General features: G+C 59.7%; 12 protein-coding genes and 4 pseudogenes. 14 read left to right on the top strand and 2 right to left on the bottom strand.

What is annotated here, in order from left to right; translation table 11 throughout:
- Window positions 1-71: 71 nt before the first annotated feature.
- Complete coding sequence (rne, locus tag AC0V2S_RS22955) at window positions 72-3266, bottom strand: ribonuclease E (RefSeq protein ID WP_475511722.1); 3195 nt, start codon at window positions 3264-3266, stop codon at window positions 72-74.
- A gap of 570 nt (window positions 3267-3836) precedes the next feature.
- Between rne and rluC the strand changes: the two genes are divergently transcribed.
- From rluC to sppA, 3 genes are read left to right on the top strand one after another with little or no spacing between them, the layout of a single operon-like run.
- On the top strand, window positions 3837-4793 hold the full coding sequence (gene rluC, locus AC0V2S_RS22950; protein ID WP_475511781.1) for a 23S rRNA pseudouridine(955/2504/2580) synthase RluC: 957 nt from the start codon (window positions 3837-3839) through the stop codon (window positions 4791-4793).
- Complete coding sequence (locus AC0V2S_RS22945) at window positions 4783-5490, top strand: HAD-IA family hydrolase (RefSeq protein WP_475511721.1); 708 nt, start codon at window positions 4783-4785, stop codon at window positions 5488-5490. The genes rluC and AC0V2S_RS22945 overlap by 11 nt, the downstream gene beginning before the upstream one ends.
- The gene (sppA, locus tag AC0V2S_RS22940) at window positions 5471-6430 is read left to right on the top strand and encodes a signal peptide peptidase SppA (protein WP_475511720.1); all 960 of its coding nucleotides are present in this window, start codon (window positions 5471-5473) and stop codon (window positions 6428-6430) included. The genes AC0V2S_RS22945 and sppA overlap by 20 nt, the downstream gene beginning before the upstream one ends.
- Window positions 6431-6499: 69 nt before the next feature.
- On the opposite strand, the gene AC0V2S_RS22935 is transcribed toward sppA, so the two are convergent.
- On the bottom strand, window positions 6500-7078 hold the full coding sequence (locus AC0V2S_RS22935) for a Maf family protein (RefSeq protein WP_475511719.1): 579 nt from the start codon (window positions 7076-7078) through the stop codon (window positions 6500-6502).
- Window positions 7079-7184: 106 nt separating this feature from the next.
- Between AC0V2S_RS22935 and AC0V2S_RS22930 the strand changes: the two genes are divergently transcribed.
- From AC0V2S_RS22930 to AC0V2S_RS22880, 11 genes and pseudogenes are all read left to right on the top strand, one after another.
- Window positions 7185-7712, top strand: a complete 528-nt coding sequence (locus tag AC0V2S_RS22930; protein ID WP_340662889.1) for a YceD family protein — start codon at window positions 7185-7187, stop codon at window positions 7710-7712.
- 13 nt (window positions 7713-7725) lie between these two features.
- Entirely contained in the window at window positions 7726-7908 is a 183-nt protein-coding gene (gene rpmF, locus AC0V2S_RS22925) for a 50S ribosomal protein L32 (RefSeq protein WP_475511718.1), read from the top strand.
- Window positions 7909-7911: 3 nt separating this feature from the next.
- On the top strand, window positions 7912-8922 hold the full coding sequence (plsX, locus tag AC0V2S_RS22920) for a phosphate acyltransferase PlsX (RefSeq protein ID WP_475511717.1): 1011 nt from the start codon (window positions 7912-7914) through the stop codon (window positions 8920-8922).
- 116 nt (window positions 8923-9038) lie between these two features.
- Window positions 9039-9975: pseudogene (fabD, locus tag AC0V2S_RS22915) on the top strand (ACP S-malonyltransferase).
- A 15-nt stretch (window positions 9976-9990) separates the two neighbouring features.
- Window positions 9991-10732: pseudogene (gene fabG / locus AC0V2S_RS22910) on the top strand (3-oxoacyl-ACP reductase FabG).
- A gap of 193 nt (window positions 10733-10925) precedes the next feature.
- Window positions 10926-11159, top strand: coding sequence for an acyl carrier protein (gene acpP, locus AC0V2S_RS22905; protein ID WP_058066290.1), 234 nt, complete (start codon window positions 10926-10928; stop codon window positions 11157-11159).
- A 112-nt stretch (window positions 11160-11271) separates the two neighbouring features.
- Window positions 11272-12516, top strand: coding sequence for a beta-ketoacyl-ACP synthase II (fabF, locus tag AC0V2S_RS22900; protein ID WP_475511716.1), 1245 nt, complete (start codon window positions 11272-11274; stop codon window positions 12514-12516).
- On the top strand, window positions 12516-13331 hold the full coding sequence (gene pabC / locus AC0V2S_RS22895; protein WP_475511715.1) for an aminodeoxychorismate lyase: 816 nt from the start codon (window positions 12516-12518) through the stop codon (window positions 13329-13331). Before fabF ends, pabC begins: the two co-directional genes overlap by 1 nt.
- Window positions 13332-13334: 3 nt before the next feature.
- On the top strand, window positions 13335-14384 hold the full coding sequence (gene mltG, locus AC0V2S_RS22890; protein ID WP_475511714.1) for an endolytic transglycosylase MltG: 1050 nt from the start codon (window positions 13335-13337) through the stop codon (window positions 14382-14384).
- Window positions 14385-14409: 25 nt separating this feature from the next.
- Window positions 14410-15029: pseudogene (tmk, locus tag AC0V2S_RS22885) on the top strand (dTMP kinase).
- A pseudogene (locus AC0V2S_RS22880) lies at window positions 15022-15413 on the top strand (DNA polymerase III subunit delta'); the annotation flags it as partial. The pseudogenes tmk and AC0V2S_RS22880, both read left to right, overlap by 8 nt.

Here is a 15413-nt window from a genome sequence, read left to right as displayed (position 1 = left end):
TATCGCTGCTGTTATCCATCTAAAACAAAAAAGGGATGCCATTGGCATCCCTTTTTGTTCAGCGTGAAGATTTAAACGAGCGGCTTGCTCTCGTTCTTGTCTTCTTCTTTCTCAGCTTCGGTTTTCTCGACAGCTTCTTCCGACACGGCCACTTCTGGGGCGCTGGTTTCTTCTGTCTTGATTTCTTCGACGCTGACTTCTTCAACAATCACTGCCGGCTCAGCCACGTGCACGGGAGCGGGTTCAGCCCCTTCTTCCTGCTTGGCCTGTTCTGCTTCAACGGTGTGCTCAACATCGGCAATCGCGTGGGCAGTTACGCCAACGGGTTCAGCGGCAGCCACCGCCTCAACCACAACCAGAGACGCTTCTTCAGCTTCCTTGGCCAGACGCTCGGCTTCACGCTGGCGGCGACGCACTTCACGTGGGTCGTTCGGCGCACGGCCATTGCTGGCAACAACCGGTGCAGCTTCGGTAACCACTTCGGCAACCACGGCTACTTCAGCCACTTCTACCACTGGCTCCGGAGCGGGTTCAGCGGCAACCGGCGCTGCTTCAACCGCGGCTTCTGGAGCCTGCGTTGCTTCAACAGCAGGAGCGGCTTCAACTACAACCGGTGCTTCAACAACTGGAGCCGGTTCTACGGCAGCAGGTGTTTCGACAGCGAAGTTGGTTTCAGCAACGGCTTCAACAGGGGCTTGGACAACCACGGCTTCAACCACTGGGGCAGCTGGCTCGTTGTACTCAGCTACCGGCGCGGCCACTGTCTCGCTGGCAGGCTGGGCTTCAACGGTTTCACCGGCTTGGGCTTCAGCCACGATTTCGCTTACGACAACAGCGGTGGTGGCAGCAGCAGCGATGGCGACTTCGGCGTTGGCAACAGGCGCCTCGGCATTGCCGGTGGACTCTTCGCTGCCTTCTTCACTGCCTTCGATGATGTTGCCGTTGGCATCGCGTTGACGCTCACGACGGTTGCTGCGACGACGCTGACCACGGGAACGGCGACGTGGACGGTCACCGCCCTCGGCGTTCTCATTCTCTTCGTCGTGCTGCTCGTCGTTGTTCAGCAGCTCTTCTTCGTTGCCGTTGGCATCTTCGGTTGGGCGCAGTTGACGCTCTTCACGCGGGGCACGTGGCTGACGCTCTTCACGTGGTTTGCGCTCGGCACGTTCTTCGCTCGGAGTCTCCTGACCCTGGGCGTCCAACGGCTCACGCAGTTCGCGTTGCGGGCGGTCTTCACGTGGGGCGCGATCTTCACGCGGTGCACGCGGCTCACGAGGTTTGCGTTCTTCACGCGGGGCACGTGGTGCGCGTTCTTCACGCGGTGCACGTTCCTCACGTGGAGCGGCATCTTCACGCGGCTCGCGGGCTTCACGAGGAGCGCGCTCTTCACGCGGCTCGCGCGGTGCACGTTCTTCACGTGGGCCACGGTCTTCACGCGGTTTGCGTTCTTCGCTGTCGCGACGACCACCACGGTTGCGGTTTTGCTGACGACCGTTACGACGCTCGTCGCTGCGCTGCGGGCGCTCGCTGGTGGCTTTCTTCTCGACAACAACCGGCTTTTCTTCTTCCTTGCCGGCGAACAGGCTGACCAGCGATTTCACCAGACCTTTGAAGAGGCTTGGTTCGGCAGCAGGAGCAGCTTGTTCAGCGGCAGCGACCGGCGTCGGCGCAGTACGTTGCGGAGTGGCCTTGATGGCGGCTTCCTGGCGAACCAGGGTGCGGGTCGCGGCGGTTTGTGCCACTTCTTCCACTTCAACGGCAGCCATTTCGTAGCTCGACTGCGAGGTCTGAGCTTCCGGGCTGTCGTCACGGATACGCTGCACTTCGAAGTGCGGGGTTTCCAGGTGGTCGTTCGGCAGAATCACGATGCGAGCGCGAGTACGCAGTTCGATCTTGGTGATCGAGTTGCGCTTTTCGTTGAGCAGGAAAGCGGCAACCGGAATTGGCACTTGTGCGCGAACTTCGGCGGTGCGGTCTTTCAGAGCTTCTTCTTCGATCAGACGCAGGATGGCCAGCGACAGCGATTCAACATCACGGATGATGCCTTGACCGTTGCAGCGTGGGCAGACGATGCCGCTGCCTTCAGCCAGGGAAGGGCGCAGACGCTGACGGGACATTTCCAGCAGGCCGAAGCGCGAGATGCGGCCGACTTGAACGCGGGCGCGGTCAGCTTCCAGGCTTTCGCGGACTTTCTCTTCCACTGCGCGCTGGTTCTTGGCCGGAGTCATGTCGATGAAGTCGATCACGATCAGGCCGCCGATATCACGCAGGCGCAGTTGGCGAGCGATTTCTTCGGCAGCTTCGAGGTTGGTCTGCAGGGCGGTTTCTTCGATATCGCTGCCTTTGGTGGCGCGCGCCGAGTTGATGTCGATGGACACCAGGGCTTCGGTCGGGTCGATAACGATGGAACCACCGGACGGCAGTTTCACTTCACGCTGGAAAGCGGTTTCGATCTGGCTTTCGATCTGGAAGCGGTTGAACAGCGGCACGCTGTCTTCGTACAGCTTGATCTTGCTGGCGTACTGCGGCATCACCTGACGGATAAAGCTCAGGGCTTCTTCCTGGGCTTCAACGCTGTCGACCAGTACTTCGCCGATGTCCTGGCGCAGGTAGTCGCGGATGGCGCGGATGATGACGTTGCTTTCTTGGTAGATCAGGAAAGGAGCGGCGCGGTCCAGGGAAGCTTCCTTGATGGCGCTCCACAGTTGTAGCAGGTAATCGAGGTCCCACTGCATTTCTTCGCTGCTACGGCCAAGGCCGGCAGTGCGCACGATCAAGCCCATGTCGCTAGGGGCGACCAGACCGTTCAGTGCTTCACGCAGTTCGTTACGCTCTTCGCCTTCGATGCGGCGCGAGATGCCACCGGCGCGAGGGTTGTTGGGCATCAGCACCAGGTAGCGACCGGCCAGGCTGATGAAGGTGGTGAGGGCGGCGCCCTTGTTACCACGTTCTTCTTTTTCGACCTGAACGATAACTTCCTGACCTTCGCTCAACACTTCTTTAATGTTGACGCGGCCTTCAGGGGCTTTCTTGAAGTATTCGCGGGAAATTTCTTTGAGGGGCAAGAAGCCGTGGCGATCGGAGCCGAAATCAACAAAAGCGGCTTCAAGGCTAGGTTCGATGCGGGTGATTTTGCCTTTGTAGATGTTGGCTTTTTTCTGCTCACGAGCACCCGATTCGATATCGAGGTCGTAGAGTTTCTGGCCATCTACCAGTGCGACACGCAACTCTTCAGGTTGAGTTGCGTTAATCAGCATTCTTTTCATGTAGTACCGTCGGTTTCCGGGCTGCCGGAAACGGCGTTCGGCACACACGACTCTCACGGTCGGTGTCAGGGCTCGTCAGAAACGGTTGTAAGTCGTTCCATGTCTAACAACGCCAGCCAACGGGGCTGGGGTGGCGACGGACGTCTCCTGCTTGCTGTGTGTAAAACAAGCACTTGGTCAGGAGGAGGAATCAACCAGCGGTAGCGGACGAGATAACACGTCTTCTAAAGCTACGCCTGCCGTGGTTGTGCATCTCCACCCTACACGTATCGCTGAAAGTCGGGTGCCGCTCGCAGAATCTGCAGCGGGTTGGCATTTACCGCTGACTCCCCCGAGGGCAGCCAGCGCGTCATGGCTCAAGGCGTTATTTCCGGGATGTTCGTGGCCCTTTTCAGCCATCTATCTTTGAACGATCCCGTCGGACGGCCTTACGTCCTGAATCACGTTGCACACGGAAGGGGCTTGCAATGTGGGCAAACATCCGCAACCGGGCCACTTTTGGCGGCGTTCGGGACTATAGCAGCAATGATTAAGTGCTTCAAATCAATAAAAATTGTTATCATCGCGGCCATGACAGAACCCACTCCTCCGACCTCCGGCGTCCAGCTGCTCGAGGTTGAACCGGAACTTGCCGGCCAACGAATCGACAATTTTCTCCGCACTCGTCTCAAAGGTGTGCCCAAGACCTTGATTTACCGAATTTTGCGTAAAGGCGAAGTTCGCGTGAACAAGGGGCGGATCAAGCCCGAGTACAAGTTGCAGGCGGGCGATATCGTGCGCGTGCCGCCGTTGCGCCTGTCCGAGCCGAATGAAGAAGTTCCGTTGGCCCAAGGCCTGCTCGAACGCCTGGAAGCCTCGATCGTTTTCGAAGACAAAGCTCTGATCGTCATTAATAAGCCGGCGGGTATCGCTGTGCATGGCGGCAGCGGTTTGAATTACGGCGTGATCGAAGCGTTTCGCCAACTGCGCCCGGATTGCAAAGATTTGGAATTGGTGCATCGCCTGGATCGCGATACGTCCGGCCTGCTGATGATCGCGAAAAAGCGCAGCATGCTTCGTCATCTGCATGAAGCATTGCGCAAGGATGGTGTGGACAAGCGCTATATGGCGTTGGTGCGCGGCCATTGGGCGACGGCGAAGAAGCAAGTCAACGCACCGCTGCTGAAAAGCAATCTGCGCTCCGGCGAGCGGATGGTCGAGATCAATGAAGAGGGCAAAGAAGCCCTTACCTTGTTCCGCGTGCTGCGCCGTTTCGGCGAATTCGCCACGCTGGTCGAAGCCAAGCCGGTGACCGGTCGTACCCATCAGATTCGTGTGCACGCCAAACACGCTGGCCACTGTATCGCCGGTGACCCCAAGTACGGCGACGATGATTTCTCCGCTGAAATCCGTGGCCTGGGCGGCAAGCGTTTGTTCCTGCATGCCTACGAGCTGCATGTGCCGCTGCCTGAAGGTGGCGTGCTGAAAGTGGAAGCGCCCGTGGATGATATGTGGCGCAAGACGGTGGAGCGTTTGAGTGCGGGCTGATTACGATCTGTTGATTTTTGACTGGGACGGCACGCTGGTGAATTCCATTGGTCGTATCGTCGCCGCGCTGCACATGGCTGCGCGCGAGTGCGATCTGCCGCCCCGTAGCGACACCGAGCTCAAAGCCATTATCGGCCTGGGTTTGCCGGAAGTGGTGGTGGCGCTGTATCCCGATCTGGACGATGCCGCGCTGGCGCATCGCTATTGCCGCGCTTACAGCGAGCAGTATCTGTTGCTCGAAGGCACACCTTCCCAGCTATTCCCTGGCGTTGCCGAATCGATGGCGGCCTTTCGTGCCGCGGGCTATCAGTTGGCGGTAGCGACCGGCAAGGGGCGTCACGGCTTGAATCGGGTACTGGCAGATCAGGGTTGGAGCGAGTTCTTCGATATCACCCGCTGCGCCGATGAAACCGCCAGCAAGCCCGAGCCGCTGATGCTGGAGCAGATTCTCGCGTTCTGCGGCGTGCCTGCGGAGCGTGCCTTGATGGTGGGCGATTCGGTCTTCGATTTGCAGATGGCGCGCAACGCCGGCATGGATTCCGTGGCGGTAGGGTACGGCGCGCAATCGCTGGAGACGTTGCAAGCGTGCGGCCCGCGCTTGATGGTCGAACATTTTTCCGAGTTGCGCGCCTGGCTGGAATCGCGCGCGGCTCAACCAACGCTAGGGACAAGTGAATATGTCGAACGAGTCGAATGACGACAAAAGCTGGAAGTTGCTGGAAAAGACCCTGCTCGCGAGCGTGCAGGAACAGCGTCGGGCCCGGCGCTGGGGTATTTTCTTCAAGGCGCTGACCTTTATTTATCTGTTTGGCGCCATTGCGGTGTTTTCGCCGGTGCTCAACTTCTCCAAGAATGCCTCGAAAGGCGCTGCGCACACTGCTGTGATTGAAATCAAAGGCATGATCGCCGACCAGGAAGCGGCTAACGCCGACAACGTGGTAGGCAGCTTGCGTGCGGCGTTCGAAGACAAAAATACCAAAGGCATTGTGCTGCGCATTAACAGTCCGGGCGGCAGTCCGGTGCAGTCGGGCTATATCTACGACGAAATCCGTCGTCTGCGTGGAGAGCATGCGGATATCAAGGTGTATGCCGTGATCTCCGATCTCGGTGCTTCTGGCGCTTACTACATCGCCAGCGCGGCCGACGCGATCTATGCCGACAAGGCCAGCTTGGTGGGTTCCATTGGTGTGACGGCGGCGACGTTCGGCTTTGTCGGCACCATGGAGAAATTGGGTGTGGATCGCCGTGTGTACACCTCGGGTGAGCACAAGGCATTCCTCGATCCGTTCCAGCCGCAGAAAGCGGAAGAAACCGAGTTCTGGCAGAGCGTGCTGAATACCACGCACAAGCAGTTTATTGCGGCGGTTAAGCAAGGTCGTGGTGACCGTCTGAAAGATGCCGAGCACCCTGAGCTGTTTTCCGGCCTGATCTGGACCGGCGAGCAAGCGCTGCAGTTGGGCTTGATCGACGGCCTGGGTAATACCAGTTCGGTGGCGCGGGATGTGATCGGCGAGAAAGAACTGGTGGATTACACCGTGCAGGAGTCGCCGTTCGATCGCTTCGCTAAAAAGATCGGCGCCAGCGTGGCTGAGCAAGCTGCGATGTGGATGGGCTTTTCTGGGCCGACCCTGCGCTGATTGGTGTTGCGTGAGTCAAAAGCCCGGCTGATGCCGGGCTTTTTTGTGGGCTTATATAAAGGAGGGGATTTACGGAATCTCCACACCTTCACGCAGCAGCATATCCACCAGGCGAATCAGCGGCAGGCCGACCAGGCTGGTAGCGTCGCTGCCTTCCGTGGCGCGAAACAGGCTGACGCCCAGGCCTTCAGCTTTGAAGCTGCCGGCGCAGTCATAAGGTTGTTCTGCGTGCAGGTAGCGGGTGATGCGCTCGCTGCTGAGTTCGCGGAAATGCACCGTAAACGGCACGCAGTCGACCTGGCAGTGGCCGCTCGTCGTGTTGAGAAGGGCGAGGCCGGTCAGAAACGTCACGCTGGTGCCGCTGGCGTTGCTTAGCTGGCGATGGGCGCGTTCGAAGTCATGAGGTTTGCCGAGAATTTGCTCTCCGAGCACAGCCACTTGGTCAGAACCGATGATCAGATGCTGTGGGTGAGCCTCGGCGAGGGCGCGGGTTTTCTGCTCGGCCAGGCGACGCACGAGGGCTTCGGCTGTTTCGCCGGGCAGGCGGCTTTCGTCGATATCCGGGCTGGCGCAGGAGAAGGGCAAGCGCAGGCGTGCCAGCAGTTCGCGGCGGTAGGCGGAGCTGGAAGCCAGGAGTAGAGGCAACATATTGATTCCTTTATAGTCGCTGGCGATTCTAACCAGCGTGCTGCTTGGCGCCCAGGCAGAATTTCCCTTTGACAGAGGCAGGGTGCATCCCTAGAATGCTGCGCCTATGTTGAATGGCCCGATTCCTCCTCATGTTGATCCGCGCAAGTTGGCTGATCGTGGTGCCACCCTTGAAGGTGAGCTGCCCCTAGCCGATTTGCAGCGTCTCTGCGACCCGCTTGCCGACAATGTCGGTGTCGTCCGTGCGAAGTTTGTTTTCGAACGCGATGAACGCAGATCGCCAGTGATGCACAGCACGATCGACGTTGAGGTCAAGATGGTTTGTCAGCGTTGTCTGGAGCTGGTCGCCCTGCCTATCCACAGCGAGTGTAGTTACGCTGTGGTGAAAGAAGGTGGGAATACCCAGTCTGTGCCGCAAGGCTACGACGTGCTGGAATTGGGTGAGGATCCATTGGATCTGCCGGCGTTGATCGAGGAGGAGCTGTTGCTCGCCTTGCCCATCGTCCCTCTGCATGATCCAGAAGATTGCCAGCAACCGGCGGGCCTTGAAGAGCCTGAACCGAGCGAGGACGAGGTATCGCGGTCCAACCCGTTCAGTGTATTGGCACAGTTAAAGCGTGACCCAAACGTTTAGGAGTTAATTAATTATGGCTGTTCAGCAGAACAAAAAATCCCGCTCCGCTCGCGACATGCGCCGTTCGCACGACGCACTCGAGGCTGCAACTCTGTCGGTTGAGAAGAGCACCGGTGAAGTTCACCTGCGTCACCACGTTTCGCCAGAAGGCGTATACCGTGGCCGTAAAGTGATCGACAAGGGCGCTGACGAGTAACTCTTGTCCGCACCGATCATCGCGATTGACGCAATGGGTGGGGACTTCGGTCCCCACAGCATTGTTCCAGCCTGCATTGCTTGCGTGGCTGAATTCCCTTCGTTGCACCTGGTCCTAGTCGGCCAAACCTCCCTACTTAATGAACTGATTGCACGCCATTCCGGTGTCGATCGCGCGCGTCTGCACGTTGAGCAGGCCAGCGAAGTCATCGCCATGGACGACCGTCCGGCTCAGGCATTGCGCAGCAAGCCCGATTCCTCGATGCGTGTAGCGCTGGAACTGGTGCGCGACGGCCGCGCTCAGGCTTGTGTCAGCTCGGGCAATACCGGGGCGCTGATGGCGCTATCGCGCTATTTGCTGAAAACCCTGCCAGGTATCGACCGCCCGGCGATGATGACGGCCATTCCCACCCAGCGTGGTCATTGCCAACTGCTGGATCTGGGCGCCAACGTCGATTGCAGTGCTGAGCATCTGTATCAGTTCGCCGTCATGGGCTCGGTCGCCGCTGAAGCGCTGGGGGTGGCGCGTCCGCGTATCGCGTTGCTGAACGTCGGCACTGAAGATGTGAAGGGCAATCAGCAAGTGAAGCTGGCCGCCAGCCTGCTGCAGCCGGTCAGTGAATTGAATTACATCGGTTTCATCGAGGGCGATGGGCTGTATCGTGGCGAAGCCGATGTGGTGGTGTGCGATGGGTTTGTGGGCAACATCCTGCTCAAATCCAGCGAAGGCCTGGCGTCGATGATTTCGGCGCGCCTGGAAGCACTGTTCAAGCAGAATCTCGGCTCGCGCTTGATTGGCTCGCTCGCCATGCCGGTATTGAAGCGGTTGCAGGGCGAGTTGGCGCCAGCGCGGCATAACGGCGCCAGTTTTCTTGGCTTGCAGGCCATTGTGGTGAAAAGTCATGGTGCGGCGGGCGCAGAAGGTTTTCAGAGCGCTATCCGTCGAGCGGTCATGGATGTGCGCGAAGACCTGCCGCAACGTTTGCATGGTCGTCTCGAACATCTGTTGCTGTAATGCGGGTGCCGCCGATGTGACTGCACTCGGTGGCCTGTCATCCAACTGTCAGTTTGTTGCGCTCGACTAGCTCGAACGTGATTCTCCCGACGATAAGACCATTAGGGACCGTCCACATGTCTGCATCTCTCGCATTCGTTTTCCCAGGCCAAGGCTCTCAGTCCCTGGGAATGCTTGCCGAGCACGGCGCACAGCAGAAGCTGGTGCTTGATACCTTGCTGAAGCGTCTGACGCTTTGGGTTATGACCTCTGGGCGCTGACCCAGGCAGGTCCCGAAGAATCCCTGAATCAAACCGATAAAACCCAGCCGGCCATTCTTGCCGCCTCCATCGCGCTGTGGCGTGTGTGGCTGGCCGAGTCTGGCGCGCGCCCGGCGTTTGTTGCCGGTCACAGCCTGGGTGAGTACTCGGCGCTTGTGGCGGCGGGCAGCCTGGGCTTTGCCGATGCGGTAAAGCTCGTTGAGCGTCGTGGTCAACTGATGCAGAAAGCCGTGCCGGCCGGCAGGGCGGTATGGCCGCCATTCTCGGGCTGGAAGATGCCGATGTATTGGCCGCTTGTGCTGAAGCCGCTCAAGGCGATGTGGTCAGCGCGGTGAACTTCAACGCGCCGGGCCAGGTCGTAATCGCCGGCTCCGCTGCAGCCGTTGAGCGTGCTATCGAAGCCTGCAAGGCTCGTGGTGCCAAACGTGCCATGCCGTTGCCAGTGAGCGTGCCGTCGCATTGCGCGTTGATGCGCCCGGCGGCCGAACAATTCGCTGAATACGTGACCGTCATTGACTGGCAGGCGCCCCAGATCGCTCTGGTACAGAACGTCAGCGCCGCTGTGGTCGACGATCTCGAGGTGCTCAAGCGCGACCTGCTCGCCCAGCTCTACAACCCGGTTCGTTGGGTTGAGTCCATTGTGCGTTTGTCGGAATCGGGTGTGACCAGTCTGGTGGAGTGTGGCCCAGGCAAAGTGTTGTCCGGTCTGAACAAGCGCTGCGTTAAAGGCATCAATACCTACAATCTCGACACCCCAGACGCCTATGCCGCCACCCGCGCGGCGCTGGCCTGATTAGGAGAAGCTTCCATGAGTCTGCAAGGAAAGGTCGCGCTGGTCACCGGCGCCAGTCGTGGTATTGGTCAGGCAATTGCTCTTGAATTGGGCCGTCAGGGCGCCACAGTCGTGGGCACTGCCACTTCCGCCTCCGGCGCGGAAAACATTACTCAGTACTTCAAAGCCAATAACATCGAAGGCGCAGGTTTTGTGCTGGATGTGGGCAGCGATGAGTCGGTAACCAGTGTGTTGGACGCTATTTCGAAGCAGTTCGGTGCGCCGCTGGTCGTGGTAAACAACGCTGGCATCACTCGCGATAACCTGATGTTGCGCATGAAAGATGAAGAGTGGCACGACGTTATCAACACCAACCTGAGCAGCCTATACCGGGTCACCAAGGCCGTTTTGCGCGGCATGACCAAGGCGCGCTGGGGCAGAATTATCAATATCGGTTCGGTTGTGGGCGCCATGGGCAACGCCGGACAGGTAAACTACGCGGCAGCCAAGGCCGGGCTGGAAGGTTTCAGCCGTGCCCTGGCGCGTGAAGTAGGTTCGCGGGCAATCACCGTTAACTCGGTAGCGCCGGGTTTTATCGATACCGATATGACACGCGAGCTGCCCGAAGCGCAGCGTGAAGCGCTTCAGGCACAGATTCGCTGGCCGTCTGGGCCAGGCCGAAGAGATCGCCAATGTGGTGTCTTTCCTGGCTTCCGATGGCGCAGCCTACGTTACCGGGGCTACTATTCCCGTGAATGGCGGAATGTATATGAGTTGAATGTGACGTGGCCCTGCGGAAAACTGTCATACGAGCTGTCTAAAATCCGTTATAAAGCTGCAATTGGTTTATAGACATATCGTTGGAGTGATCCAGAGGGGCTACGGCATTCAGCTTGAAATGCGCAAAACCCTTTCTATACACTGACACAGACCAGCTGCCTGGATTTGTTCATTAGGAGTGAAAACAAGGTATGAGCACCATCGAAGAACGCGTCAAGAAAATCGTTGCCGAGCAACTGGGCGTCAAAGAAGAAGAAGTGACCAACAGCGCTTCCTTCGTTGAAGACCTGGGTGCCGACTCCCTTGACACCGTTGAACTGGTGATGGCTCTGGAAGAGGAATTCGAAACCGAAATCCCGGACGAGCAAGCCGAAAAAATCACCACCGTTCAGGAAGCTATCGATTACGTTACCGCTCACGCGTAATAACCCGTAATCGTCGACTCCCGACCTGGAAAAGCCGCACTGCCCACAAGGCGTGCGGTTTTTCTTTAAGCGCCTGTCGGGCGCTGAATAAAACGCATAAGAGGAGATTGCTGTGTCGCGTAGACGCGTCGTGGTCACCGGTATGGGCATGTTGTCGCCCCTGGGTACCGATGTTCCAAGCAGCTGGCAGGGTATTTTGGCCGGCCAAAGTGGTATTGGCCTGATCGAGCACACGGACCTTTCCGCCTTCACCACCCGTATCGGTGGTTCGGTGAAAGGCTTCAACGTCGAGGATTACCTCTCGGCCAAAGATGCTCGCAAAATCGACCTGTTCATTCAGTACGGGCTCGCCGCCAGCTTTCAGGCTGTGCGTGACGCCGGGCTGGAAGTCACCGACGCCAACCGTGAGCGCATTGGCGTAGCCATGGGTTCGGGCATTGGCGGCCTGACCAATATCGAAAACAACTGCAAAGCTCTGTTCGACCAAGGCCCGCGGCGCATTTCGCCGTTCTTTGTGCCTGGCTCGATCATCAATATGATTTCCGGTTTTCTGTCGATCCACCTGGGTCTGCAGGGCCCCAACTATGCCATCGCCACCGCCTGCACCACCGGTACGCACTGCATCGGCATGGCCGCGCGCAATATCGCCTACGGCGAAGCGGACGTGATGATTGCCGGCGGCGCCGAAATGGCCGCCTGCGGTCTGGGCATCGGCGGTTTCGCTGCCGCCCGTGCGATGTCTACGCGTAACGACGACCCGACCCGCGCCAGCCGTCCCTGGGACAAAGGCCGCGACGGCTTCGTGCTGGCCGACGGTTCCGGCGCCCTGGTGCTGGAAGAGTTGGAACACGCCAAAGCCCGTGGCGCGCGCATCTACGCCGAGCTGATCGGTTTTGGCATGAGCGGCGACGCATACCACATGACTTCGCCACCCGAAGACGGTGCCGGCGCCGCACGTTGCATCAAAAATGCCCTGCGCGATGCCAATGTAAACCCCGACCAAGTGCAATACATCAACGCCCACGGCACCTCGACGCCGACCGGCGACCTGGCTGAAGCCCAGGCGGTGAAGTCGGTGTTCGGCGATCACGCCTACAAACTGGCCGTGAGTTCGACCAAATCCATGACCGGTCACCTGCTCGGTGCGGCCGGCGCGGTTGAGGCGATTTTTAGTGTGCTGGCCATCCGTGACCAAGTGGCGCCGCCGACCATCAACCTCGAAGAGCCCGACGAAGGCTGCGACCTCGACTTCGTGGCCAACGAAGCGCGCAACATGCCGATCGATATCGTGGTCTCCAACTCGTTCGGTTTCGGCGGTACCAACGGCTCCCTGGTGTTCCGCCGGTTCGCCGAGTAATGCAGAGCTGGGTGGATGGTCGCCCGGCGCAGGCCGCATCCCTCGCGGACCGCGGCCTGGCGTATGGCGATGGGTTGTTTGAAACCATCGGCATCAAGGGCGGCCAACCGCAGTTGCTTGAACGTCACCTCGCGCGTCTTGCCGAGGGTTGTCAGCGCTTAGCCATTCCTGCCGATCTGGCCTTGGTTCGCGCCGAGCTGTTGGCGTTCGCGACCGAAGTCGGAGAGGGCGTGGCCAAGCTGCTCCTCACCCGTGGCGACGGCCTGCGTGGATATGCAGCGCCGACCTCGGCAACCCCTCGCCGTATTCTGTTGGCCTCGCCATTTCCCGCTTATGCCGCCGTTAACGCGGAGCAGGGCGTGCGTCTTTTTCCCTGCGCCACCCGGCTAGCGGAACAACCGCTGCTGGCAGGGCTTAAACACCTTAATCGTCTGGAGCAGGTGTTTGCCCGTTCCGAATGGCAAGACAGCGAACACGCCGAAGGCCTGATGCTGGACGTCTCCGGCCGCGTTATCGAGGGCGTTTTCAGCAATCTGTTTATCGTCCGCGACGGCCAACTGATCACGCCCGACCTTAGTCGCTCTGGTGTCGCTGGCGTGATGCGTGCCGAGCTCTTGGCTCAGGCCGAAACGCTCGCCATCGCCGTGTCAATTCAGGCGCTCAGCCTGGAGCAACTGCTTGCCGCCGACGAAGTCTTCGTCTGCAACAGCCTCTATGGCGTATGGCCAGTCACCGCGCTGCAAGGCCATCGCTGGCCGGTTGGGCCGCTCACCCGTAAACTGCAAAGCATTGCCCGCGACCTACTGGACTGCTAATTCGTGATTCGTAAATTACTGCTGCTATTGGAAGGCGGAGTGCTGCTGGCCGGCCTGCTGCTGGCATTCTTCGTTTGGCAGCAAAACAGCGCGCTCAAGCAGCCGTTGAATGTGCCCGCCGGTTATGTGATGGAAGTGCCGGCCGGCGCCACTCCGGGCGGCGTGCTCAATCGATTGGAAAGCGAAGGGGTGCTGCACGACGCGTTCTGGCTGCGCCTGTATTGGCGCTTCAACCTGTCCGGCCAGGCGCTGCACAGCGGTGAATACCAACTCAACCCCGGCGCCACTGCGCAAGACATGCTGACCCTCTGGCAGCGCGGCGACGTGGTGCAATACAGCCTCACGCTGGTGGAAGGCTGGAATTTCCGCCAAGTGCGCGCCGCGCTGGCCAAGCAAGTCAAACTCGAACAAACCATTAACGATCTCACCGATGCCCAGATCATGGAGCGCATCGGCCAGCCCGGCGTTTTCCCTGAAGGACGTTTCTTCCCCGACACCTACCGCTACGTGCGCGGCATGAGCGATATCGATCTGCTCAAGCAAGCCTTCGCCCGTCTGGCAGCCGTGCTGGATGAAGAGTGGCAGAAACGCGATGCCGACCTGCAGTACAAGGACGCCTATGACGCGCTGATCATGGCGTCGATGATCGAGAAGGAAACCGGCGTGCCGCAGGAGCGCGGGCAGATTGCCGGCGTGTTCGTGCGGCGTCTGCAACAGGGCATGCAATTGCAGACCGATCCCACCGTCATCTACGGCCTCGGCGAACGGTACACCGGCAAACTCACTCGCGCACACTTGCGCGAAGCCACGCCCTATAACACCTATGTGATCCCCGGTATGCCGCCAACGCCGATCGCTATGGTCGGCCGCGAAGCCATCCACGCCGCTGTGCACCCGGTTGACGGCAAGAGCCTGTATTTTGTCGCCCGTGGTGATGGCAGCCATGTATTCTCCGACGACCTCGACGCCCACAACCAAGCCGTTCGCGAGTTCCAACTCAAGCGACGCGCCGATTACCGCTCCAGTCCGGCCCCTGTGCCGGCTGTGCAATAAGCATTAAGGGAACGCCTGTGACTGCCTGTTTATTACCCTCGAAGGCCCGGAAGGCGCCGGCAAAAGCACCAACCGCGAATACCTGGCCGAGCATCTGCGTGCTAAGGGTCTGGACGTGGTGTTAAGTCGCGAGCCCGGCGGCACGCCGCTGGCCGAACGCATCCGCGAATTGCTGTTGGCGCCTAGCGACGAGCCAATGGCCGCCGACACCGAACTGCTGCTGGTTTTTGCCGCCCGTGCTCAACACCTGGCGCAAGTTATTCGCCCAGCCCTTGCGCGTGGCGCCGTGGTGCTCTGTGATCGCTTTACCGACGCGACCTACGCCTATCAGGGCGGTGGTCGTGGCCTGTCGCAGGAGCGCATCGCCACGCTGGAAAGCTTTGTCCAGGGTGAACTGCGCCCTGATCTGACGCTGATCTTCGATTTGCCCGTAGAAGTCGGCTTGGCCCGGGCCAGCGCCCGTGGCCCGTCTTGACCGTTTCGAGCAAGAGGGCAGGGCCTTCTTTGATGCGGTGGCCATGCGTACCTGCAACGGGCCGATGCCAATCCGCAGCGTTATCGCGTGGTGATCCGCGCAGTCGCTGGCCGAGGTGCAGTGCAGTTGGACGGTCTGTTGCCGGACTGCTGGAGCGTGCTCGTGGCTGAAGTCTATCCCTGGCAAGCGGCGCTCTGGCAAACCCTGGCCGGCCGCGCGCAACACGCCCACGCGTATCTGCTGCATGGCCCGGCCGGTATCGGCAAACGCGCCATGGCCGAAAACCTCATGGCCGCGCTGTTGTTCCGGTCGCCGCAAGACCTCAAGGCGTGCGGGCAGTGCAAGTCCTGCATGCTGCTGGCCGCCGGCACACACCCAGACAATTTTGTGCTTGAGCCCGAAGAGGCTGACAAAGCCATCAAGGTCGACCAGGTGCGAGAGCTAGTGGGCTTTGTGGTTCAGACCGCGCAGATGGGCGGGCGCAAAGTGGTGCTGGTCGAGCCTGCCGAATCGATGAACCTGAACGCCGCCAACGCCCTGCTGAAAAGTTTGGA

This window comes from Pseudomonas sp. CC11G (assembly GCF_056174845.1).
Note: the sequence above shows the minus strand (reverse complement) of the source record. Positions and strands in the feature narration are given on the sequence as shown.